The organism is Burkholderia pyrrocinia (assembly GCF_022809715.1).
In the GTDB taxonomy this organism is placed as follows: Bacteria; Pseudomonadota; Gammaproteobacteria; order Burkholderiales; family Burkholderiaceae; genus Burkholderia; species Burkholderia pyrrocinia_C.
Genome location: NZ_CP094460.1, coordinates 1,080,947 through 1,102,861 on the forward strand (window position 1 = coordinate 1,080,947; position 21,915 = coordinate 1,102,861).

Here is a 21,915-nt window from a genome sequence, read left to right on the forward strand (position 1 = left end):
GCCTACAGGCGCGACAGGTGGACCCGGAGGTTCGCGCGATCGAACGTAAAGCCGCCGGCCGCATCCTGCTCGAGCACCCGTGCAAGGTCGACCGCATACATCCAGCCGCTGCCCAGACGGCCGCCGTTCACGGCCCGGATCCGGCTGCCGCCGACCGCGATCGCGGCATGAAAGACATTGCCGCCGCGGGAGAAACCGACCGCGGTTCCCGCCGGAATGCTGGCGCGCCCGTCCCACTGATCGCCGGTCTCGAAGTTGAACCGCGTCCTCCAGTGCTGACCGATCGTGTCGAGCAGCGTATCGGGCGCGATCATCGCGTCGCCGCGCAGCAGGTACCGGACATAGGCCGCGGCGTCGTAGCAGACGCCGCCGGACACATACTCGTTGATGTCGGCCATGCCGTACATCAGCGCTTGCGCATGTTTCTGCTTTTCGGCGAAGCCGGATTGGGCGACATGGCCGCCTAACTGGGTCAGTTGCATGGGTAGGTCCTTTTGAGGAAGAAAGGCATCGTCGTCCCGCCAACGCAATAACCTCATATCTTATTACGATATCCGCCGACGGCGGCCGGCCCGGGCGTCACGGCGCACGCGCCGCCGACGCCGGTGCGGCGGCGGCCGCGTCGGGATTCGGCGCGAGCCGCAGGCGCACGCGCAACGGCTGCAGCATGTCGGGCGGCGGCGGCTCGGCCAGCGGGCCGCCGGCCGTGAGCAGTTGCCGCAGCGCCGCGTCCGCGCCGGGATCGCCCAGCGACGCGAATTCGACGCGCGTGACGGCACCGTTCGCGCCGATCCACGCGCGCACGACGATCGCGGGCGGCGGTGCATCGGCGCACCGCATGCGGTATCGCGCGATGTATGTATCGCGGTGGAAGGAATACGGGAACCGATCAGGAAAAAAACGGCAGGAGGCGGGCGGTGAAGGCGATCCTCGGGCGGGATCGACGCGACGGCGTCAGGCCGTCACGGCGGCGTCATACTCGGCGCGGGCAAGCTGGCCGGCGGCGTACGCCTCGGCTTCGCCGCGAAAGCCTTCCCGGCTGAATGCGACGACTTTCACACCGACGCCGGTCGCCCGCTTCACCGTCAGCGCCCATTGCCATCCGCCGTCTTGTTCGAAGACGTGCAGCGAGGGTTCGAAGGAAGGGTCGAGTACGGTCACGCGTTATGCTCCTGCCCCGTTGCACGTTGCATCGGCAACGCACGGGGGCATGTCGAAAAGATCGCGCCGGGATGCGACGCGTTTCAGCCATTCGACAGTCTAGTCAATGATTGTTGCGACGCACCATCAGAGGTTTCACTCATCTATCGGAACCGGGCGGTCGATCGAATATGTCTGAAACCCATATGGGACGAGCCTCAGAGCCGCTTCAGGCCGCATGACACGACGCTCATGCGGCAACGTGCCGCATGAGCGGCCGATTGCTTGCATCGGCCGTTCGTGGGTCGCAAAAACGGGGCGCGAATAGCCCGGCCACCCGGGCACCGCTGTGACAGCCTGCCGCTACCGGCCCGTACCGGCGGGCATCACGCGCCGGAATGTCAGGTTGACGCGCTCGCCCTGCACGCTCGGCGCCTTCGGCACGCGATGCTGCCATTCGGCCTGCGTGCGCCCGCGCATCACCAGCAGGCTGCCATGCACGAGGCGATATGCATGCGTGACGCCGGTCGCGCGATGACGAAGATCGAACACGCGCATCGCACCGAGGCTCACCGACGCGATCACCGGCGCATCGCCGAGCTCTGGCTCGTTGTCCGCGTGCCAGCCCAGGCTGTCCTGCCCGTTGCGGTAGCGATTGAGCAGCACGCTGTTGAAGTGCGCGCCGCACGTCGCCTCGACCGCGTGCTTCAGGTCGAGCACGGCCGGCGTCCACGGCGCCGGCACGTTGCGGATCCCCGAATACACGTAAACGGCGTCGGGCTCGCCCTGCCACGCGGTGAGCCTCGGCAACGGAATGCGTCCGCGCGGCGTGCGGATCGTGTCCTGCCGCCACGCGACCTCGCCGATCAGCGCGGCCAGCGCGCGGTCGGCGTCGGGCTGCGCGAGCCAGTCCGGGTACCAGTCCACGTCTGGCGCGGGCGTATCAGCGAAGAGATCGGACGTCGACATGTCGGGAGGAAACGGGCGATGAGCGGGACGAACAGCGCATGTCTGCATACTAGCCAACGGCGCCGCGCGCCGCCATGCTCTGTCATTCGCCGATGCAAGGAAACCGCCGCGCACCGCACTGTGCGTTCGCGCATCACACTATCATCGCGGCGTGTCGCGGCGCCCTGCCGCAAGGCGCCGCTTGCTTCCGCCATGCCTGCCGGCGCGACCCGGCCGCTTTCTTTCCGGATCCCATCATGACGACGCTCTCCGATTCCGCCCTCGATCAACTGTTCCTCACCGCGCGCACGCACAACGCGTGGCAGGACAAACCCGTCGACGACGCGCTGCTGCACCGGCTGATCGACCTGACGAAATTCGGCCCGACGTCGGCGAACTCGAGCCCCGCGCGCTTCGTGTTCGTCAAGTCGCCCGAAGCGAAGGCGCGCCTGAAGCCCGCGTTGTCCAAAGGCAATCTCGCGAAGACGATGGCCGCACCCGTCACCGTGATCGTCGCGATGGATTTCGCGTTCCTCGATCACCTGCCGCGCCTGTTCCCTCGCGCCGACGCACGCAGCTGGTTCGCCGGCAACGATGCGCTGATCGAGGCCACCGCGTTCCGCAATTCGTCGCTGCAAGGCGCGTACCTGATCCTCGCCGCACGCGCGCTCGGCCTCGATGCGGGCCCGATGTCGGGCTTCGACAACGCGAAGGTCGATGCCGAATTCTTCGCGGGCACCGCGATCAAGAGCAACTTCCTCGTGAATCTCGGCTACGGCGATCCGGCCGGCCTGTTCCCGCGCAGCCCGCGCTTCGACTTCGACGATATCGCCCGCATCGAATGACGGGGCTCGCTAGCCGCCGCTCGTCAACCGGATCAGCGTGATCTCGGACGGCACGCCGAAGCGGTTCGGCGGCCCCCAGTATCCGGTGCCGCGGCTCGTATAGAGCCACAGATCGCCGAAGCGGCTCAGCCCGCCGATCACCGGCTGCTGCATCCGCACGAACGGCGGCCACGGCAGGAACTGGCCGCCGTGCGTGTGCCCCGACAGTTGCACGGTAAAACCCGCGCGGTTCGCCGCTTCCGCGCTGCGCGGCTGGTGCGCGAGCAGGATCTTGGTGCCGACGTCGTGCGGCGCGCCGGCCAGCGCCTGCTCGGGGTCGCTCCGATGCGCGGGATCGAACCCGCCCGCCGTGAAGTCGGTCACGCCCGCGAGCACCGCGCGCGCGCCGTCGTGCTCGATCAGCACGTGCTCGTTCAGCAGCACCGTCAGCCCGATGCGCCGGAATTCGTCGATCCACGCGTGCGCGCCCGCGTAATACTCGTGGTTGCCCGTCACGAGAAAGCTGCCGTGCCGCGACTGCATGCGGCCGAGCGGCGCGGTGTGTTCGCGCAGGCGCTTGACCGAACCGTCGACCACGTCGCCCGTCACGACGACGAGGTCGGCATCGAGCGCATTGACCGCACGCACGATCCGTTCGATATAGGGCCGCTTGATCGTCGGCCCGACGTGAATGTCGGACAGTTGCACGATCGTCAGCCCGTCGAGCGCGGCCGGCAGCCCGGCGACCGGAATCGACACGCGCTTGACCGCCGCCGTGCGGCGCGCGCCGACGAACCCGATCGCGGTGACGAGCACCGCGGCCGCCAGCACGCCGAGCGCCGTGTCGGCCGCAGCGCCGCTCCACGCGCCGTCGTACCCGAGCTGCCGCCACGCGAACACGCCGAGCAGCACGAACTCGCGCAGGAACGTCAGCACCAGCAGCGACGAAAAGAAACCCATCAGGAGCGAGCCGGTCCAGCCTGCCAGCGTCGCGGCCCAGCCTTCGTCGAAGCGGCGCGAGAACATGCCGACCGGGATCAGCACGACGAAGCTCGCCAGCACGAGCGCGGCGATCGTGCGCGCGACCGGCGACGCGAACGCGTCGGGAATGATCCGCATCCCGACATACAGATGGAACAGCACGCCGATTGCAATGAACCGGACAAAGAAACTTCGCATGGAGCGCTCACCTTCGTTGCGATACGGCTTCCGCGACGCGCGTCGTACGGGGCCGTGACGCCCCGGGCCGCGCTTCGCGCCATACGTACGATGGTACACAGATCCCGGCCGCGACGACCGGTCGCGGCCGCCGGTGGTGACTCGCGCGGCTTCGCGCGGTAATCGGCCGTTTCCACGCCGATTCCGCCGCATCGGCGCGGCAAATTTCGCCAGCCCTCTTTCGTCTTACGATCCTTTACAGTCCGTTAGCAACCCTACACGAGCTTGCGCTGGCAGAATCACGGCGATCCGGCCGCCCCGCCGCCCCGCCGCCGAAACGCGATGCCGGACTGGCCGGCACCACCGCCAACGCGACCGCGACCGGCCATGGCCCGTACCGCCCCCCTCGAGACGGACGGCTGGCGATCCGCATCGCGCTGCTTTATTATCGGCCCCGTATCTCGGAATCGTCGTCGCGGCGACGAACCGCATTGCGCCGTGCCCGGCATCCCCCCCCCATCGTCGAGCTCGTCACACCATGAGAAAAACAACGCCGCGCGCGCCCCTGCGCGTCGCCGCCGTCCTGGCGCCAGCCCTGCCGCTCGCGGGCTGCGCATCGCGCGGCGCACCGTCGTACGTGCTGTTCGGCGCGTATTTCCCGCTCTGGCTCGTCAGCGCGATCGTCGGCATCGTCGGCGCGATCGTTGCGCACCGCGTGTTCGTCGCGACCGGCTGGGCCGCCACGGTCCCTTACCAGCTTGCCGTCTGCACCGCGATCGGGCTCGTGATCGCCGTGATCGTCTGGCTCACCGGCACGGGGCCGTTCGCATGAAGGCCGCCGGAACCGCCCGCCCCTCCTTCAAAGGCCGCGTGATCGCGCTCGCGATCGTCGCGCTCGGCATCGCGGCGCTCGCGTATGCATACCACCGCACGACGGCCTACCCGTCCACCGACGACGCATCGATCGACGCGGACGTCGTGCATGTCGCATCGCCTGTCGGCGGGCGCATCGTGCGGCTCGCTGTGCATGAAAACCAGCGCGTCGCGAAAGGCGACCTGCTGTACGAAATCGATCCCGTACCGTACCGGCTGACGGTTGCGCAAGCGCAAGCCGACCTCGAGCTCGCGCGCGCATCGCTCGACACGCGCCGCCGTTCGCTGATCGGCGAGCGTTCGAATGCTGCAGTCGCCGCCGAGCAGGTCAAGCGCGCGACGCAGAACGCCGACCTCGCGACGCGCGACGTGAACCGGCTCGCGCCGCTCGCCGCGCAGGGCTACGTCAGCGCGCAGCAGTTCGACCAGGCGAAGGTCCGCCAGCGCGACGCGGCCGTGTCGCTCGCGCAGGCGCAAGAACAGCAGCGCGCGTCCGCGCAGACGATCGGCGACGAAGCCGACGCGATCGCGACGCTGCATGCGCGCGAGGCAGCGCTGGCCCGCGCGCAGCACGCGCTCGACGATACGATCGTGCGTGCGCCGCACAACGGGCTCGTGACGGGCCTGACCGTGCTCGCCGGCGAAACCCTCGCGCCGAACCAGTCGATCTTCACGCTGATCGACGCGAGCGAATGGTTCGCCGTCGGCAATTTCCGCGAAACGTCGCTGAACCGCATCGAGGTCGGCGACTGCGCGACCGTCTATTCGATGATCGACCGCAGCCGCCCGATGACGGGCAAGGTCGTCGGCATCGGCGCGGGCATCGCGGACAGTGCCCGCATCAACCTGCCGCGCTCGCTGCCGATCGTGCAGAACTCGGTGAACTGGGTACACGTCGCGCAGCGCTTCCCCGTGCGCGTGAAGCTCGACGAACCCGACGGCAAGCTCGTGCGCGTCGGCGCCAGCGCGATCGTCGAGGTCCGGCATGGCACTGCCTGCCGCTGACGTCCGCTCGCCGGGCCCGCGCGAAGTCCTGCGGCTGCTGGCACCGTTTCCGGGGCGCACGGCGATCGCCGTGCGCGTCGCGCTGATCTGCGCGCTGGTCGTGCTCGTGACGAGCGGCTACGGCACGCCGGAAGCCGCGATCTCCGCGTATGTCGTGTTCTTCCTGAACCGTGCCGACCGCGTGACGAGCGTCGTGCTCGCGGTCGCGATGCTGCTGCTCGTCACGGTCGTGATCGCGCTCGTGATGGGCGTCGCGATCTTCAGCATCGATTATTCGATCCTTCGAGTCGCCTGCATGACCGTGATGTCGATCGGCTTGCTCTACCTGACATCCGCCAGCAAGCTGCGCCCGGTCGGCGCGATCCTCGCGATGATCGTCGGCTTCGGGCTCGACCAGCTCGGCCTGGCGCCGTTCGGCGAAGCCGCGACGCGCGCGCTGCTCTATGCATGGCTGATGGTCGCGATCCCGGTCGGTGTCGCGATCGTCGTCAACCTGCTGATCGCGCCGTCGCCGCGCAAGCTCGTGCACGCGCAGCTCGCGAAACGGCTGCGGCTCGCCGCGCGGCGGCTGCGCGGCGATGACAGCGGCGACTCTCGCGCCGCGTTCGACGCGAGCCTGCGCGAAGGCGACAAGCAGTTGCTCACGTGGCTCAAGCTGTCGAAGCTCGAAGGCTCGTCGGCAGCCGCCGACGTCGTCGCGCTGCGGCAGGCCATCGCATCGAGCACCACGCTGCTCGTCGCGGTCGCGCTCGCCGACCGCGAACCCGACGCGCGGCTGCCCGACGCGTTTGTCAAGCCGATCGCGACGACGCTCGACGAGATGGCCGCCATCCTCGAACGCGGCGGCTATCCGGTCGACGTGACGCTCACGCTGCCGGCAGCCGATGCGCTGCCGCCGCTCGCGCGCGTCGTCGCGACGGATCTGCACACGGCGATCACACTCTTCGCGGAACCGGCCGAGGCCGATGCTTCGACCGACACAGCCCACGCGCACGCCGCCGACACGCCTGCCGAACCCGCCGCACCGCCTGCCCCCGGCGGCGGCTTCTTCCTGCCCGACGCGCGCACCAATCCCGACCACGTCCGCTATGCGCTGAAAACGACGGCAGCGGCGATGTTCTGCTACCTGCTGTACTCGCAGCTCGACTGGTCGGGCATCCATACCTGCTTCATCACCTGCTACATGGTGTCGCTCGGCTCGACGGCCGAAACGGTCGAGAAGCTCACGCTGCGCATCGCCGGCTGCATCGTCGGCGCGCTGCTCGGTACGGCCGCGCTCGTGTTCGTCGTGCCGTCGCTGTCGTCGATCGGCGAGCTGATGGCGCTCGTGTTCGCCGGCGCATGGCTCGCCGCGTGGATCGCGTTCGGGTCGCCGCGCATCGCCTACGCGGGCTTCCAGGTCGCATTCGCGTTCTTCCTGTGCGTGATCCAGGGCGCGGGCCCCGGCTTCGACCTGACGCTCGCGCGCGATCGCACGATCGGCATCCTGCTCGGCAACGTGGTCGTGTATCTCGTGTTTACGCGCATCTGGCCCGTCAGCATCGGCAAGCAGATCGACACGGCGCTCGCGGCGCTGCTCGACCAGTGGCGGCGCGTCGCGCAGATCGCACAGCCGGCCGAACGGCGCGCGCTGGCCGCCGAAGCGTTCGCACGCCACGGCGCGATCGCGCAGGAGCTCGGCCTGATCCATTACGAACCGTCGTGGGTGCGGCCGGCCGCCACGTGGCTCGCCGCACGGCGGCGCGCACTCGCGGAACTCGGCGCGATCGAAGGCCCGCTGTTCCTGCTCGCCGAGCGCGCACCGGGCGACGCCGCGATCGGCGCGCGGCTCGCACGCGTGGTCGACCTGCACGACGACGAAGCCGCGCCTCGCGCGGATTCCCCCGCGCCACCGGCCCCACCGCCGAATGCCGCCCCCACCGACCCCGCACGCGACGCGCTGCTGAACCTGATCGACACGCGGCTCGCGCACGTCGCCGACGCCGCCCGTCAAGACACACCGAAGGAGCCTGCCCCCCATGCGCCTACCTGAACCGCCGGCCGCGTCGATCGCCGCCGCCGCCCTCGCGACCGCCGTCGCGCTGGCCGGCTGCGCGACGTCGTCGATCGATCTGGCGCCGGAGGCGTCCGACCGCCCGTGGCAGCCGCAGACCTCGGCCGCGGGCGACATCGTGCCCGCACCGCCGCGCGCGACCGCGCAAGGTGCGCACGACTACACGCTGCCGGCCACGCCCGCGCTCGCGTCGGTAGCGCCGCCTGCCGCGCTCGATGCCGCGCATGCGTACACGCTGCCCGAACTGATCGACCTCGCCGAATCGGCGAACCCGCTGACGCGCATCGCATGGAACGACGCGCGCAATGCGGCGCTCGCGGTCGGCATCGCGAAATCCGCCTACCTGCCGAAGCTGTCGGCAACGGCCATGGGCGCGTACCAGGCGAGCCACGGCTCGACGTCGACGATACTCGGTGACTCGTCGAGCGACACGACCGCGCACGGCACGATCTCGGCGCTGTCGCTGCAATGGCTGCTGTTCGATTTCGGCGGGCGCGCGGCGCGCGTCGAAGCGGCCGAACAGGCGTCGATCGCGTCGAACGTCGCGTTCACGGCCGTGCACCAGCAAGTGATCCACGACGTGACCGTCGCGTACTACCGGTACGAAGCCGCGCGCTCGCGCGCACTCAGCGCGCAGCAGGGCCTCGCGAACGCGGACGCGATCCTCGCGGCGTCCCGCGCGCGGCTCAAGCATGGCGTCGGCACGGTCGTCGAGCTCGCGCAGGCGACGCAGAACCGTGCGCAGGCGAACCTCGCGCTCGTACAGGCGAGCGGCACGGAGAGCGACAGCTACCTCGCCCTCGTGTCCGCGCTCGGCATCTCGCCGCTGTCGAAACCGACGATCGCCGCGCTGCCGAAGCGGCCGCTGCCGCCCGCGCTCGGTTCGTCGGTCGACGCGATCGTGTCGGACGCGATCGCGCGCCGCCCCGACCTGCAGGGCGCGTTTGCGCTCGAAAAAGCCAATCGCGCGAAGATCAAGGCCGCCGAAGCCGCGTTCATGCCGAAGATATTCCTGTCCGCTTCGACGTCGTATGCGAGCGGCGGCACGGCCATCACCGCACTGCCTGCGATCGGCGACCAGGCGCCGACCGTCAACCTGAACGGCAGCCGCTACGGCGGCGGCGTGTTCCTCGGCGTGACGATCCCGCTGTACGACGGCGGCCTGCGTTCGGCCGTGCTGATGCAGGCGCGCAACGACGCGCAAAGCGCATCCGCGCGCCTCACGCGGACCAAGGAGGAAGCCGTCCGCCAGGTCGTCGCCGCGCAGAACGCGGTGCAGACGAGCCTCGCGTCGCACGACGCCGCGACCGCGCTCGTCGATGCCGCGCAGACGAGCTACGATGCGGCGCTGACCGCGTACCGGAACGGCGTCGGCTCGGTCACCGATACGACGATCGCGCAAAGCCAGCTGCTCGCAGCGCGGAATGCGGAGGTCGACAGCTACGCCGGCGCGCTGTCGGCGGCTGCCGCGCTCGCGCTCGCAACCGGGACGATCGGCTCCGCGCAGTAGCGCAACCGCCGCCGGGCGGTTGACGCATGCGCACGCCGCCCACTAGAATGCCGCCCATTCTTCCTTCAGGAACCATCGTGGACAGTTGCAGCACTCCGTTGCGTGCGCCGCTTGCCGCCTGAACGCCTGTCCGACGCAGTTCTCCTGCCCCGGCTCGCGTTCCGCGAGCCCGCACGCCTACCGTTTCACACTGAATGACGCATACGCGCGGTACAGTACCGCGCGATGACGGCTATCTTCGCGTCGCCTTCGGCATTGCGCCACGGCGATGCGAGCCGCTATGCGCGCCTTGCACGGCAGGACAACCATGACTTTCGATTTCGCACTCCGTCTTTTCACCGCGTTCGCCTGCGGCGTCGCCATCGGCCTCGAGCGCCAGATGCGCCAGCGCACGGCCGGCCTGCGCACGATCACGCTCGTCGCGAGCGGCGCGTGCCTGTTCGTCACGCTCGGCGTGCTGACCGGCAACGGCGTCGCGGGCGTCACGCAGATCGCCGCGTACGTCGTGTCGGGCGTCGGCTTTCTCGGCGGCGGCGTGATCATGCGCGACAAGGGCTCGATCCAGGGCATCAACACGGCCGCGACGCTGTGGTGTTCGGCCGCCGTCGGGGTGCTGGCCGGCTCCGGCCATTACGTGCCCGCGCTCGCCGGCACCGGCGTCGTGCTGCTCACCAATACCCTGCTGCGCGGCGTCAGCCAGGCGATCAACGCAACGCCCGTGTCGAATGCCGATCTCGTGCGCGAATACCAGATCACCGTGATCTGCCTCGCCGCCGACGAGGTGCACATCCGCACGCTGCTGTCGAACGCGATGTACGCGAAGCCGCTGTCGTTCCAGAGCCTGACGAGCGAGGACGTGCCCGACCAGCCTGACCGGCTGAAAGTGACCGCGACGCTGAAGCTGCATCCGAAGGATCAGCAGAAGCTCGAGCAGATCGCGAGCCGGATGAGCATGGAGAAGAGCATTTCCAGCGTGAGCTGGACCGCGAAGGAAGCGGAGCCGTTGATGGAGTGAGCGGCATGGCGGCCGCCGGATTCGGCGCCGCCGCCCTCGCTTGCGTCAGGGTGCCTCGATGAGCCCGGCCGAGATCGCCTTGACGACCGCCTGGACCTTGTTCGTCGCGCCGAGCTTCTCGAGGATGTTGTTGACGTGGAAGTTGACCGTCCGCTCCGAGATGCTGAGGATCTGGCCGATCTCGCATGCGGTCTTGCCTTCGGCGGTCCAGCACAGCACCTCGCGCTCGCGCGCGGTCAGCGTGACGCCCGCCGCGGGCGACAGCTTCGGCACCATGAAGCGGCTCATCAGCGAATGCGACAGGTTCGCGAGCCAGTTCGTCTGCAGCGTCAGCATATTAATCTCGGCCGGCGTGAGCCGGTCGGCGTGGCGCGCGATGCTCAGCAGCCCGAACGCACCGCGGGCCGCCCAGCTCGACTGCGCGACACCCACCGACAGCCCGAATTCGCGCGCGTCCTGCCACAGCGGGTTCGGATCGATCCGGTCGACATCCGGCCAGACGATCATGTTGGTGCTGTGCGTGCCGTCGCGCACCGTCGAATCGATCTCGATGTAGTTCCGCGCCTGATAGTGCGCCATCCAGCCGTCCGGATAGGTATCGAAGATCGCGACCGACGGTTTCGACACCGGCAGCGGCACGCGAATGCCGTAACAGCAATATTCGAATCCCAGCCGCCTGGAATAGGTGGCGATCCGCTGGAAGAGCTGCTGCTCGTCTTCCGCGGCGCTGAATTGTTGATAGGCATCCTGCCAGCGCAGTTCCATTCGTTCTCCGACAACGTCACGCTGTCATACTTGTCAGGTGCCAGCTCCGGTTCGAGGCTGATACATTCCGCGCATGACTTTACCTTTGCTGCACCCGGTTCCCGGCCCGTCCCCGGACGGCTACGTGCGCCTGTCAAAAGGCGCACTGGCCGCGCTTGCACTCGATCATGTCACAAGCGGCCTCGACGCATCACTGCTCGCGGAACTGCGCGACAACGCGATCGACGCACGCCTCGCCGGCTATACCGAATGGCAGCGCACGGCCCGTGCCGGCGTCCCTTACGTGACGGTCGGCTGGGACTGGTACCTCGAACGCGCAACGGGCACGTTCGTCATCGCCGGCGGCGACGTCCGCAGCAACGTAATGGCCGTCGACGCCACGGGTGCCGACATCGGCATGTTCCGCACGGCCGCCGCGCTCGTCGCGCGGCTCGCCTGCATCGACTGGCACGCCGCGGTCGCGTCTGCCCTGCTCGGTTGCAACGACGCCTATCATGCCGGTCCGACGCTCCAGTGACAACCGGCTGCGCATTCCTCTGACAATTTCCAAGATGCTGGCGCTCTTTATAAGCAAAAGCGCCCGGTTTTTCAATCCCGTCGATCAAGAAACCGTTACCACGTCCTAAATGGCGCTTTTGCGCCGCCCAACCTGTAAGAGTTACCAGTTACCGCCCCCTCGTGCCGCGCGATGTAATGCATGCATACAAAAGCACAAATCCGAGGACACCATGCGGACCTTCGTTCACGAAGAAGGGCGGTTACCACACGAACTTGCAGCGGATCTCGGGCGCTACCGGCGCCGCGTGTTCGTCGAACAACTCGGTTGGGAGCTCCCGTCGGCGAACGAAAGCTTCGAGCGCGACCAGTTCGATCGCGACGATACCGTGTACGTGTTCGCGCGAAATGCCGGCGGCGACGTGTGCGGATGTGCGCGCCTGCTGCCCACGACGCGCCCGTATCTGCTGCAGTCGCTGTTCGCCGACCTGATCGCCGCAGACATGCCGCTGCCGCAATCGGCGGCCGTCTGGGAGCTGTCCAGGTTCGCGGCGACCGACGACGAAGGCGGGTCGGGCAATGCCGAGTGGGCCGTGCGGCCGATGCTCGCGGCCGTGGTCGAATGCGCGGCGCAGCTCGGCGCGCGGCAGCTGATCGGCGTGACGTTCGCGAGCATGGAGCGGCTGTTCCGCCGGATCGGCATACACGCGCACCGCGCAGGCCCGCCGAAGCAGGTGGACGGACGTCTGGTGGTCGCATGCTGGATCGATATTGATCCGCAAACGTTTGCGGCATTAGGAATCAAGCCGGGGCAGGCAGCCCGGCAAGCCATCGCCGCCTGAGCCGGAACGCGCGTTTCCGTCCGGGCGGCATCGTAACGAAGGAGAACCAACGTGGACCAGTCTCAGGTCTTTCGCGCGATGATGCCCGGGTTGACGAGCGCCAACGGCGCCCGCATCGCGGTCGCCTATCCGTCGTTTCCCAGGCCGCTGCCGCTCGTTCGGCTCGACCGCCGCGGGCTCGTGTTTCGTGCCGCCGGCGCCGCGCCGCTCGTCTGCGGGCTGCCGCGCGCGGCGACGCTGCTGGTCGCGGACGAGCCGCTGTGCTCGCTGCGCCTCGTGATCCGCGACATCGCCCCTGCCGGCGACGGCCGCCACGACCTGACGATGCAGCCGTCCGGCGCCGTCGGCGACGAATTGCTGTGGCATGCGCTGCGCGACCATGCGCCGTACCGGCGAATTCAGCATCCGCTCGCGCCCGTCGACGCGCCCCTCGCCGCGAACAACGAACCGCGCGCGGCGGCCGGCGAAGCCGGGCCGCGCCCGTCGCGCAGCGCGGCTTTCCGCCTGCCGTGCCACAGCGACGCGCTGTTCTTCGCGGACTGGCTCGAATATCACTTCGACGAGCTGCGTGCGCTGTCGCAACAACACGGGCCGCAACTGCAACTCAACCAGCTCGAGCGGAAAGTTGCCGACGACGAGGTTGGCGTGCGCTTCGTCTACGACATCGACGGGCACGCGCTGACCGACTGCGCGCGCGAGGCCTGTGCGTGGATCGAGACGGAGATGCGCGACAAGTACGCGCTGTCTGTCGCGCAGGAGCGGTTCGGTGCGTTTGCGGCGCACGCGCGGGCCGGCGGCATGTGAGTGTGGTATCGACGCGAGGCGACCGGAACGGCAGCAAGTTGCATCGATACAACGGGGGCTTGCCAACCCTCGGGTTTTCCCTTAAATTTATGTCTGTCTCCTCCATGTCTCCAAACATGGATTCAGCCCGCTCAAGCAGCGGGCTTTTTCTTGCCTGCGTGAATTGCGGGGCCGCATCGCCTTCCGTTCCGGCTAACCTGCCGGACGTGCTCTGGCCGGCGGCAACCAGTAATGGCGCACCGCAAATATCAGCGCGACCGCTACGACAAGTATCAGCAGCAGGTACAGCCAACCCTTTCTGGTCGTCGGCAGATCTGTTAGACCGCCCAGGTCGCCCGTCAGGGCCATCAACGCGACCATCGCCAGCCCGGCCAGCACCATCGTCCCCTTTGCCACCCACCCAAAGGCAGCATCCAGCACGGCCGCCCATCGGGATTGGCGATAAGGTCCGGCAACCGGCCGACGAAGGTCGGGCTTACCCATTCCTCACCTCCCGTACGGCATGCGCGTATCCGCACGTCGACGGACAGGCTCCGTCGAAGGCAGGGATTCGACAGTTTTCCGGAAGAGCAACTGCAGCGATGGGGTTCGCGCACGCGATCTGAGCGTCATGCTGTTTTCTTTCGTGAGATGAGGTTCGGCGGCACGTTTCGGCCGGAACGGATCCACATTTACAGGATCGTGCTGCAGAACGCTGCATGGCGCTGACGGCCCGATGTACGTGAGCCATTACGCGCCGACGCCGCCGCCGGGGCGCGCGACATACACGACGTGCCGCCGCAGCGCATGCCCTTCCGGTAACGCCGGATGATCGAAATCGTGCGCGGGTTCGCGCTGCATACCGAGCCGCTGCATCACGTGTTGCGATCGCAGATTGGTATCGGCCGTCCATGCGAAGATCTCGCCGAGTCCGATCCGGTCGAATCCGTCGACCAAAGCCGCGGCCGCCGCTTCGGCAACGTAACCCTGCCCCCAAGCGTGACGCGCCTGCCGCCACATGATCTCGACGCACGGCGCCATCGGATGCGTTGCGCGCGCTTCGTGCGACAAGCCGCACAGCCCGATCAGCATCGCGTCGGCGCGACGCTCGACCGCCCAGAGCCCGAAACCGTGCGCATCGAAATGCGCTTCAAAGCGCGCGATGGCGTCGTTCGCCTCATCGATGGACATCGGGCCGCGTGCGAGCCACGCGGTCACGTCCGGACGCGCATGCATCGCCGCAAGTGCGTCCGCGTCCGCCGGTCGCCAGCGACGCAGCGTCAGGCGTTCGGTTTCGATCCTCGATGGCGTGGTCATGGGTGATACGGATCGTACGGGTTGCGGTGCAACGCGGTAACGTCACGAACCCGGATACAGAACGAATGAAGGGGAAATCGCGATCGTCGCGTCAGCCGACGACGACCGGAAGAACAAGCAGCGAGAAACGGGCGCCAGTGCGCCCGCTGTAATTACTCGTTTTCCTCGAAGTAATGCCCGAACTTCGTCTGCTTCGTACGGATATAACGCTCGTTTTCCTCGCGCACGGGCACCGCGAGCGCCACGCGTTCACAGACGGGAATGCCGTGCTTCGCGAGCGTGTCGAACTTCTTCGGGTTGTTGCTCATCAGGCGCACCGACGTCACGCCGAGGATCCGGAGGATCGCGGCGGCCGAGTCGTATTCGCGAGCGTCGTCGGGCAGGCCCAGGTCGAGGTTCGCCTCGACGGTATCGCGCCCCTGCTCCTGCAACGCGTATGCGCGAATCTTGTTGCTCAGGCCGATCCCGCGCCCCTCATGGCCGCGCAGATACAGCAGCACGCCGCGGTCTTCGGCCGCAATGTAGCGCAACGCGAGATCGAGCTGCTCGCCGCAATCGCAGCGGTACGAGCCGAACACGTCGCCGGTCAGGCATTCGGAATGCAGCCGCGTCAGCACGGACTGCTCGCCGGTCACGTCGCCCATCACGAGCGCGAGATGTTCGGCATCGCTGCCCGATACGCGGAATGCGTATGACGTGAACGTACCGTAGCGCGTAGGCAGCGACGCAGTGGCGACGAGCGTCACGCACTCGTCGGCCTGGCCATTGCCCGGCGTGGGCGATTGGGGACGCAAAGACATCATGAATTCAATCGAAACGTTCAGGAATGTAGGAGTTGTGTGGATAGTGCGTGACGGGAGTTTACCGCTAATCTGGAAACGTCACGCGACTGCCGCCGCCTGCCCGGCTATACTGGGCCCATCGGGTGACGCGCATCACGCCTGCCTTCCCTGCATCGACCTGCACACGGAGAAAGCGAATGAGCACGACTGTCGCGCAGATTCTCAAGGCCAAGCCGGATTCGGGCCGAACCATCTACACCGTCAAGAAGAACGACCTCGTCTACGACGCCATCAAGCTGATGGCGGAAAAGGGCATCGGCGCTTTGCTGGTCGTGGACGGCGACGACATCGCAGGCATCGTCACCGAGCGCGACTATGCGCGCAAGATCGTCCTGCAGGACCGTTCATCGAAAGCCACCCGCGTCGAGGAAATCATGACGGCGAAGGTGCGCTACGTCGAGCCGTCGCAATCCACCGACGAGTGCATGGCGCTGATGACCGAGCACCGGATGCGCCACCTGCCCGTCCTCGACGGCGGCAAGCTGATCGGCCTCATCTCGATCGGCGACCTCGTGAAGAGCGTGATTGCCGATCAGCAGTTCACGATCAGCCAGCTCGAACACTACATCCACGGCACGCCCTCGGTTACGTCCGTCTGACCCGCTCCAGCAAAAAAGGCCCAAACGCGTAAGCATCTGGGCGGAAAGCCGCCGGAATGCGGCGACGGAGGTTCTGCTCCTGCGGGCGAACGACGCGCGCGGACGGCGCGCGCCTCGTCGATTAAGTGGTGCGCTCGGGCAGACCGGGGACGTTCGCTTAGTTGCCGAAGTAGACCGAGTTCACGGGGTTCGGTGCTTCCCGCGTCATGCGACGGCCAGTTTGTCCGGCACCCGTCGCCACCGCACCGTAGCCGCTCGTATCGGCCTGCGCGAGCATCGGCTGGTTCGGCTGGATCCGTTGTTCGGCGGCCTGGATATCGCTCGGATATTGCGAATCGCTCGCCAGCGGCTTGTAGCCGTTCTGTTCGAGTTGCACGAGTTCGGCCTTGACCTGGTCGCGGGTCAGCCCTTGGTCGGACTGTGCAAACGATGCGATCGGGGCGGCAAGGACGGATGCGGCGATGGCTGCGTAGATGATCGACTTCATGATTTACCTCCGGAATATGTTCTGTTTTGACGTCGCCTCGGCAGGACTGTCTGAAGCGATTGAATCCAGTGTAGTTCTCGCCGCCTCAAGGGAAAACCCTTGGTTTGAACATACAGCGTTGCGATTTTGGAAAATATCGCCCACTGTTTATGGACCAGGGCATCGCCACTTGCTTCATCCGCACAACAATCACTGACGAAACGCCAACAGCCAGATCACATATCCCGAAGGTTGTGTTGTAAAATCGTAAGGTTTTATTCGCCAGTCGATTCGATATTCCATCCACCATGTACGCGCTCACGCCCCTCTCGGTTTCGCTGTCCGGCCCGGCCGGCGCGCGCGCACGCGCCGGCCATCCGGCGCATCCACTCGCTCGACGCACGGCCCAGGCGCCGCTCGCCCCTGCCCGGCGCCTGATCTGACGGCTCAGTCTCCTCCCGGAGCCAGGTCAGACAGGCTCCGGGCGATCCTCATAGGCACGCCACGCCTGCCCCTGCCGATCATTTGGAGAACTGCCATGAAACAACGCCTTTACCAGTTGACTGAACTCGACGTCGCTCGCCTCGAGAAGCACGCCGAACACAACCCGCGATTCCAGACGATGCTCGACACGCTGCTCGAACGCGCCGATATCGTCCAGCCCGACGCCATCAAGGCGAACGTCGTCACGATGAACTCGCAAATCACGCTGCTCGACGAAGCGACCCAGGAACAGGCCACCTGGACAATTGTTTATCCGGACGCCGCCAATCTCGAACTCGGCCGCCTGAACGTCTTCTCGCCCGTCGGCATGGCGCTGCTGGGTACGCAGCGCGGCCAGATGGTCAAGGTGATGCAGCCGAGCGGCACCGAAAAGCTGATGAAGGTCGCCGCGATCGTGTTCCAGCCGGAAGCCAACGGCGAATACACGCGCTGAGCCATCTGCCACGGGTACCGCCCCCGCGACGGCGCACAACGAGAAAAGCGAGGCCCGTGCCTCGCTTTTTTGCATCCGGACGATGCGAATCGTCGACATCACATTCCGCAGACGAAAAAAGGCGCCCGAAGGCGCCTTTTTCGATGCTGCGAAGCGGGTTACCCCGCCGTCACGCTTAGAAGCGGTGACGCAGACCAACCGTTGCTGCGGTTTGGTTGATCGACGAGCTCGGAGCCGTCGTGACGTCGCCGTTGTAGATCGAAGCGCCGCCGGCGTTCTTCGATGCACGTTGGTACACAGCTTGTGCGTACACGTCCGTGCGCTTCGACAGAGCGTAGTCAGCTTGCAGGCCGAACTGGTTCCAGTGCGCGCTGCTGCCGTCAACCTTCGCGTTCGTGTACGTGTAAGCAGCACCCAGGCCGAGAGCCGGCGTCAGGTTGTACTTTGCGTTGACTTCGTAGTTGTCAGCGCGCAGCGAGCCGCCGCCGTTCGCTTGGTTGTCCAGACGCGATTGCGTCCATGCTGCACCGACTTGCGCCGGGCCGAATGCGTATGCTGCAGCTGCACCGAACGTGCGGTTACGGCCTTGAGCGGCGAATGCGTTGACTGCGCCCGACGGGTTAGCCACGGAACCGATGTTCGCTTGCGAGTATGCTGCACCCAGCTTCAGGCCTTGGAACTGGTACGACGCACCGCCGCTGTATGCACGGTTGTTGCCGAAGTTCGTGTTGTTCGAGAACGAGTACGTGCCGCCGAATTGCAGACCAGCGTAGTTCGCGCTCGTGTACTTGACCGTGTTGTTCAGCGCGACGTCGCCATTCGTGCTCAGACGGTCATTGTTCAGCGGGTGCGCGAAGTACGTGCCGCCCCACGAACCCGTTGCCGTCAGCGGCGCCAGGTAGTCTTGCGTTGCGTCGTACTGCTTGCCCAGCGTGACCGTGCCGTACTGGCTCGACAGGCCAACGAACGACTGACGGTTGAACATGCCGCCGTTGCCGTTTGCGAAGCGGCCGTTACCGATGTTGAAACCGCTTTCCAACGTGAAGATTGCCTTCAGACCACCACCGAGGTCTTCCGAGCCACGCAGGCCGAAACGGCTCTGGTCAATGCCCGAACCCATCGCCCACTGCGACTTGCCGTTGACCGGCTGGCCAGCTGCGTTGACGCCCGTTGCGATGTTGCTTTGGTAGGTGATGCCTGCGTCCAGCACGCCGTACAGCGTGACGCTGCTTTGCGCGTGAGCGACGGTAGCGAACGATGCTGCAGCTGCTGCAACGATCAGAGTCTTGTTCATTCGTGGAGCTCCCTTCTAAAAAGAGGCAGGTCTCGCGACCTTGTTTCATAAACGGTCTCAACCGCCCGGGAACGCCATCGGTCCTGCTGGCCGCGCCCGGATAGTTGCCCGTTTGGGAACCGTGAGTTTAGGGGTGTACCCTAGGGGCGCGATCCGCAAATAAAGAAATAAGCTTTTCCAGAACTAGAAATAATGAAAGTGGGGAAACATTATAAGTATTTGTTTTGATGTCTGTTTTTGACTTCTTGACGGGGACTTTTTGGAGGCTTTCATCGCACCATTCTTTCATGTCGCCGTCTTGACGGTTGCATAGAAACAACAAACAGGTTCGACTGAAACCCCGAAGTCGGCAATTTTTACCCATTTCAGCCTCAAATGCCGAGCTTCGATCGTCTAAACCGTGTCGGTCGACCAGTAAACAGGGAGCGACGCCCGTGCAGCGGGCGATGTCCGCCTGTCAGTCCGCAGAAACGGGAAGGTCGATCTCCACCGGCTGGGCCGCCCAACCGTGTGCCGTGACACGCGGTAACAGCCTTAACCGCCGGCGTAACCCGGCCGGCGTACCGGCACGCTAATGTGAGGCCGCCTCCAATACAGAACAGGGACACGCCATGAATCGACGCTCGTTGCTGCGCGCCATCGGATTGACCGCCGCCTTCGTCGGCACCGGCTGGCTCCGCGCCGCCTCGGCCCAGCCCGCACCGCCGGGGTACCGGCCGTCCGGCCCGAACCGCGTGCCCGGCGGGCCGCCTTATGACGACCGCCCGGGCTTCGGGCCGCCGGCGGCCCGGCACGACCGCCGCCCGCCGCCGCCACGGCCGCACGGCTATATATGGACCGACGGTTACTGGCGCTGGCAGCGCGGCCGCTATATATGGGTATCCGGTCGCTGGGTCGCACGGCGCCCCGGGCGTCGCTGGGTGCCCGGCTACTGGCGTCGCCAGGGGCAGGTGTGGGTCTACGTCGACGGTTCGTGGCGATAGGCGGTTGCGCGGCTCCGGCCCGTGGCGCGCCCGGACCCGGAGCCGGACGGCTTGCGAACCCGCGCCGTTCGGCTCCGGATTCATGGGTGCCCGACAGGCGTACTCGCGACTCTGCTGCGACGCTCGCCCTTTCCCTGGAACGATCCCGACCGCCAAAGCCGATGCCCGGGCGTCCAATCAGGCAACGTCGACATGCAACATGCCCGCCGATCTCAGGCGCGTCATCGTGCATCGACCGAATTCCTGCCACTCTCTTATCGTGCGCATCGCATGCCGCGCAATTAGACGACCGAATGTTTCGGTCGCGCCGATGCCAGGTCCATTCTCCGGGCGCGGTGTTGCAAGCGCATCGCAGCATTCGCGACGAATACGGCAAAGCATCGTCAAGCCGTCCATTCCGACCAAATCATTCGGATAACGAAATCATGCGATGTCGATGCGAATGCATCGAACATGCGTCACCGCATCGCGCTTCGTCCGCAACAGCCCGACAAGCGAAAGAACGGCGCGCGCATCCCCTCAGCGCGCGGCGCAGATCGCGCGATGATGTTCGTCGGCCCACCGGATCATCGCCTGTATCGGCGTCAGGAACGAACGCCCGAGGTCGGTCACGCACCGGCTGATCGACCAGCCCGACAGCCCGTCGAGACGTTTACGACGAAGGAGAACAATGTTTCCCGGCGGGCGGGCGGCTGGTTCCCGCGCCGCCCGTGCGGCGCGGGCGCTGCATCCGTCAGTGCGCCGGCGCTGCGGCCGGCGCGCGGCAGGCGTCCAGGCCTCGCTGAACGGCCGGCCGTGCGGCGATGTCGGCAAGCCAGCGCTCGACGTGCGGGTAATCGGCAACGTCGAGATCGAGTTCGGCCGCCGAGCGCAGCCACGGAAACGCGGCGATGTCGGCGATCGAGTATCGCGACGATGCGAGATACGCCGATTCCGACAATCGGCCGTTCACGACCCCATAGAGGCGCCGCGCTTCGTTCCGATAGCGGTCGATCGCTTCGGCATTGACCGTCTTCGATGCATGCAGGAACCACCAGAGCTGGCCGAGCATCGGCCCGATCCCGCCGATCTGGAAGTGCAGCCATTGCTGGACCGCCGTACGCTCGGCCAGCGTTTCGGGATGCAGACAGCCCGTCTTCGCGGCGAGATAGCCGAGGATCGCGCCGGATTCGAACACGGCCAGCCCGGTGTCGTGGTCGACGATGGCCGGAATCTTGCCGTTCGGGTTGATCGCGAGAAACGCCGGGCTGCGCTGCTCGCCGGCGGACAGGTTCACGTGCACAAGGTCGTGCGCGAGCCCCGCCTCTTCCAGATAGATCGCGATCTTGTGCCCGTTCGGCGTGTCGGCCGTATAGAACGTGAGGGAGTGCGTCGATGTCATGTCGGTCCTTATCATCCGGTTATCATTGCAACTGCAATCGTTGCAATTGCAATCCTACGCCGAGACCGAGGGCTCCGATACATGCCAGCACTCGAAGGAGGGATATGTAGACTGTGCGATCCGGGGCAGGCAGGCGCTCGACAGCGAGCGCAAATCCGGCTGTGCGGTGCCTGCCGCACAGGCGATGCACCGGTATGCGCGCGGCCGACGCGCGAGCAGGCCTCCGCTACTTCGCGTCGGCCGTCGCTTCACGCGCCGCGGCGGTCGCGCGATCGAGCGCGGCGGCCATCGCCACCTGCTCCTTGCCGGTGAACTGCCCGAGAAAGAGTTCCGAGACCGTCGACTGGTACACCTTCCACATCTTCTTGCGCAGTGCCCGCCCCTTGTCGGTGATGCTCGCGTATGCGGCGCGGCCGTCGTCGGCCGAACGGGCGCGCGTGACGAGCCCCTCCTGTTCGAGCCGGTCGACGAGCCGCGTGAGGTTGTAGCGCTCGATCGCGAGCACGTCGGCCAGTTCGTGCATGCGGCGCGTGCCGTCGGGCCCGCTTTCGAGGCCCCACAACGCGTCGTACCACGCATACGCGGGCAGGCCGGCATCCGCAAGGCGGCGCTCGATCTCGCGAATCATCGTCCGGTGCGCGCGGACGAACGAGAACCACAGATCGGGTTCGGGTGCGCTCATGTC

The 21,915-nt window shown here is 66.6% G+C and carries 24 protein-coding genes and 2 pseudogenes; 12 read left to right on the forward strand and 14 right to left on the reverse strand.

The genetic code is table 11. The features are described from left to right. Positions 1–2: 2 nt before the first annotated feature. The 4 genes and pseudogenes from tecA to MRS60_RS21635 all read right to left on the reverse strand — a co-directional run bounded on the left by tecA (position 3) and on the right by MRS60_RS21635 (position 2,109). Positions 3–482 carry a type 6 secretion system effector deamidase TecA gene (gene tecA / locus MRS60_RS21620; protein WP_105392094.1) on the reverse strand — a complete coding sequence of 160 codons (480 nt, stop codon included), beginning with the start codon at positions 480–482 and terminating at the stop codon, positions 3–5. Positions 483–579: 97 nt separating this feature from the next. Continuing rightward, a pseudogene (locus MRS60_RS21625) lies at positions 580–831 on the reverse strand (YbaB/EbfC family DNA-binding protein); the annotation flags it as partial. Positions 832–954: 123 nt separating this feature from the next. After that, the gene (locus tag MRS60_RS21630) at positions 955–1,161 is read right to left on the reverse strand and encodes a hypothetical protein (RefSeq protein ID WP_034180396.1); all 207 of its coding nucleotides are present in this window, start codon (positions 1,159–1,161) and stop codon (positions 955–957) included. A 342-nt stretch (positions 1,162–1,503) separates the two neighbouring features. Beyond that, positions 1,504–2,109, reverse strand: a complete 606-nt coding sequence (locus MRS60_RS21635) for an alpha-ketoglutarate-dependent dioxygenase AlkB family protein (protein WP_051983664.1) — start codon at positions 2,107–2,109, stop codon at positions 1,504–1,506. A gap of 236 nt (positions 2,110–2,345) precedes the next feature. On the opposite strand from MRS60_RS21635, the gene MRS60_RS21640 reads away from it, so the two are divergent. Continuing rightward, the gene (locus tag MRS60_RS21640; RefSeq protein WP_131949446.1) at positions 2,346–2,933 is read left to right on the forward strand and encodes a malonic semialdehyde reductase; all 588 of its coding nucleotides are present in this window, start codon (positions 2,346–2,348) and stop codon (positions 2,931–2,933) included. Between the two features lie 9 nt (positions 2,934–2,942). On the opposite strand, the gene MRS60_RS21645 is transcribed toward MRS60_RS21640, so the two are convergent. After that, positions 2,943–4,091, reverse strand: coding sequence for a metallophosphoesterase (locus MRS60_RS21645; protein ID WP_217587735.1), 1,149 nt, complete (start codon positions 4,089–4,091; stop codon positions 2,943–2,945). 517 nt (positions 4,092–4,608) lie between these two features. On the opposite strand from MRS60_RS21645, the gene MRS60_RS21650 reads away from it, so the two are divergent. From MRS60_RS21650 to MRS60_RS21670, 5 genes are all read left to right on the forward strand, one after another. Then, on the forward strand, positions 4,609–4,902 hold the full coding sequence (locus tag MRS60_RS21650; protein WP_034180399.1) for a hypothetical protein: 294 nt from the start codon (positions 4,609–4,611) through the stop codon (positions 4,900–4,902). Next, a complete protein-coding gene (gene mdtN, locus MRS60_RS21655; protein ID WP_105392091.1) occupies positions 4,899–5,948 on the forward strand; it encodes a multidrug transporter subunit MdtN in 1,050 nt (349 codons plus the stop codon). Before MRS60_RS21650 ends, mdtN begins: the two co-directional genes overlap by 4 nt. Further along, positions 5,929–7,980: an FUSC family protein gene (locus MRS60_RS21660; RefSeq protein WP_243566642.1), complete on the forward strand. Its 2,052-nt coding sequence runs from the start codon at positions 5,929–5,931 to the stop codon at positions 7,978–7,980. Before mdtN ends, MRS60_RS21660 begins: the two co-directional genes overlap by 20 nt. Then, positions 7,967–9,511 (forward strand): TolC family protein, encoded by a 1,545-nt coding sequence (locus MRS60_RS21665; RefSeq protein WP_105392089.1) that lies wholly within the window; start codon positions 7,967–7,969, stop codon positions 9,509–9,511. The genes MRS60_RS21660 and MRS60_RS21665 overlap by 14 nt, the downstream gene beginning before the upstream one ends. A gap of 307 nt (positions 9,512–9,818) precedes the next feature. After that, entirely contained in the window at positions 9,819–10,526 is a 708-nt protein-coding gene (locus tag MRS60_RS21670) for an MgtC/SapB family protein (RefSeq protein ID WP_034180403.1), read from the forward strand. A gap of 45 nt (positions 10,527–10,571) precedes the next feature. Here the strand turns inward: MRS60_RS21670 and MRS60_RS21675 are convergent, their stop codons facing one another. Next, positions 10,572–11,291, reverse strand: coding sequence for an autoinducer binding domain-containing protein (locus MRS60_RS21675; protein WP_131949442.1), 720 nt, complete (start codon positions 11,289–11,291; stop codon positions 10,572–10,574). A gap of 73 nt (positions 11,292–11,364) precedes the next feature. On the opposite strand from MRS60_RS21675, the gene MRS60_RS21680 reads away from it, so the two are divergent. The 3 genes from MRS60_RS21680 to MRS60_RS21690 all read left to right on the forward strand — a co-directional run bounded on the left by MRS60_RS21680 (position 11,365) and on the right by MRS60_RS21690 (position 13,432). Then, entirely contained in the window at positions 11,365–11,808 is a 444-nt protein-coding gene (locus tag MRS60_RS21680) for a DUF4902 domain-containing protein (protein WP_034180405.1), read from the forward strand. Positions 11,809–12,019: 211 nt separating this feature from the next. Then, positions 12,020–12,628: an acyl-homoserine-lactone synthase gene (locus MRS60_RS21685; RefSeq protein ID WP_131949441.1), complete on the forward strand. Its 609-nt coding sequence runs from the start codon at positions 12,020–12,022 to the stop codon at positions 12,626–12,628. Positions 12,629–12,679: 51 nt separating this feature from the next. Continuing rightward, positions 12,680–13,432 carry a hypothetical protein gene (locus tag MRS60_RS21690; RefSeq protein ID WP_243566643.1) on the forward strand — a complete coding sequence of 251 codons (753 nt, stop codon included), beginning with the start codon at positions 12,680–12,682 and terminating at the stop codon, positions 13,430–13,432. Positions 13,433–13,624: 192 nt separating this feature from the next. On the opposite strand, the gene MRS60_RS21695 is transcribed toward MRS60_RS21690, so the two are convergent. The 3 genes from MRS60_RS21695 to ribA all read right to left on the reverse strand — a co-directional run bounded on the left by MRS60_RS21695 (position 13,625) and on the right by ribA (position 15,531). After that, complete coding sequence (locus MRS60_RS21695; RefSeq protein WP_105392086.1) at positions 13,625–13,915, reverse strand: hypothetical protein; 291 nt, start codon at positions 13,913–13,915, stop codon at positions 13,625–13,627. 246 nt (positions 13,916–14,161) lie between these two features. Then, positions 14,162–14,728, reverse strand: a complete 567-nt coding sequence (locus tag MRS60_RS21700) for a GNAT family N-acetyltransferase (protein ID WP_105392085.1) — start codon at positions 14,726–14,728, stop codon at positions 14,162–14,164. Between the two features lie 152 nt (positions 14,729–14,880). Beyond that, the gene (gene ribA, locus MRS60_RS21705) at positions 14,881–15,531 is read right to left on the reverse strand and encodes a GTP cyclohydrolase II (RefSeq protein ID WP_034180409.1); all 651 of its coding nucleotides are present in this window, start codon (positions 15,529–15,531) and stop codon (positions 14,881–14,883) included. 176 nt (positions 15,532–15,707) lie between these two features. On the opposite strand from ribA, the gene MRS60_RS21710 reads away from it, so the two are divergent. Next, entirely contained in the window at positions 15,708–16,169 is a 462-nt protein-coding gene (locus tag MRS60_RS21710; protein ID WP_034180410.1) for a CBS domain-containing protein, read from the forward strand. Positions 16,170–16,326: 157 nt separating this feature from the next. Here MRS60_RS21710 and MRS60_RS21715 read toward each other — a convergent pair whose 3' ends face one another. Further along, positions 16,327–16,656 carry a DUF4148 domain-containing protein gene (locus tag MRS60_RS21715; RefSeq protein WP_034180411.1) on the reverse strand — a complete coding sequence of 110 codons (330 nt, stop codon included), beginning with the start codon at positions 16,654–16,656 and terminating at the stop codon, positions 16,327–16,329. Between the two features lie 517 nt (positions 16,657–17,173). Between MRS60_RS21715 and MRS60_RS21720 the strand changes: the two genes are divergently transcribed. Beyond that, entirely contained in the window at positions 17,174–17,572 is a 399-nt protein-coding gene (locus MRS60_RS21720) for a GreA/GreB family elongation factor (protein ID WP_105392045.1), read from the forward strand. Between the two features lie 175 nt (positions 17,573–17,747). Here MRS60_RS21720 and MRS60_RS21725 read toward each other — a convergent pair whose 3' ends face one another. Beyond that, positions 17,748–18,866, reverse strand: a complete 1,119-nt coding sequence (locus MRS60_RS21725; protein WP_105392044.1) for a porin — start codon at positions 18,864–18,866, stop codon at positions 17,748–17,750. Positions 18,867–19,477: 611 nt separating this feature from the next. On the opposite strand from MRS60_RS21725, the gene MRS60_RS21730 reads away from it, so the two are divergent. After that, positions 19,478–19,849, forward strand: a complete 372-nt coding sequence (locus MRS60_RS21730; RefSeq protein WP_217587744.1) for a YXWGXW repeat-containing protein — start codon at positions 19,478–19,480, stop codon at positions 19,847–19,849. A 519-nt stretch (positions 19,850–20,368) separates the two neighbouring features. Here MRS60_RS21730 and MRS60_RS35050 read toward each other — a convergent pair. The 3 genes and pseudogenes from MRS60_RS35050 to MRS60_RS21740 all read right to left on the reverse strand — a co-directional run. Further along, positions 20,369–20,461: pseudogene (locus tag MRS60_RS35050) on the reverse strand (winged helix-turn-helix transcriptional regulator); the annotation flags it as partial. 121 nt (positions 20,462–20,582) lie between these two features. Then, complete coding sequence (locus MRS60_RS21735) at positions 20,583–21,230, reverse strand: glutathione S-transferase family protein (RefSeq protein WP_105392042.1); 648 nt, start codon at positions 21,228–21,230, stop codon at positions 20,583–20,585. 226 nt (positions 21,231–21,456) lie between these two features. Further along, positions 21,457–21,912 carry a MarR family winged helix-turn-helix transcriptional regulator gene (locus tag MRS60_RS21740; protein ID WP_034180415.1) on the reverse strand — a complete coding sequence of 152 codons (456 nt, stop codon included), beginning with the start codon at positions 21,910–21,912 and terminating at the stop codon, positions 21,457–21,459. Positions 21,913–21,915 lie beyond the last annotated feature (3 nt).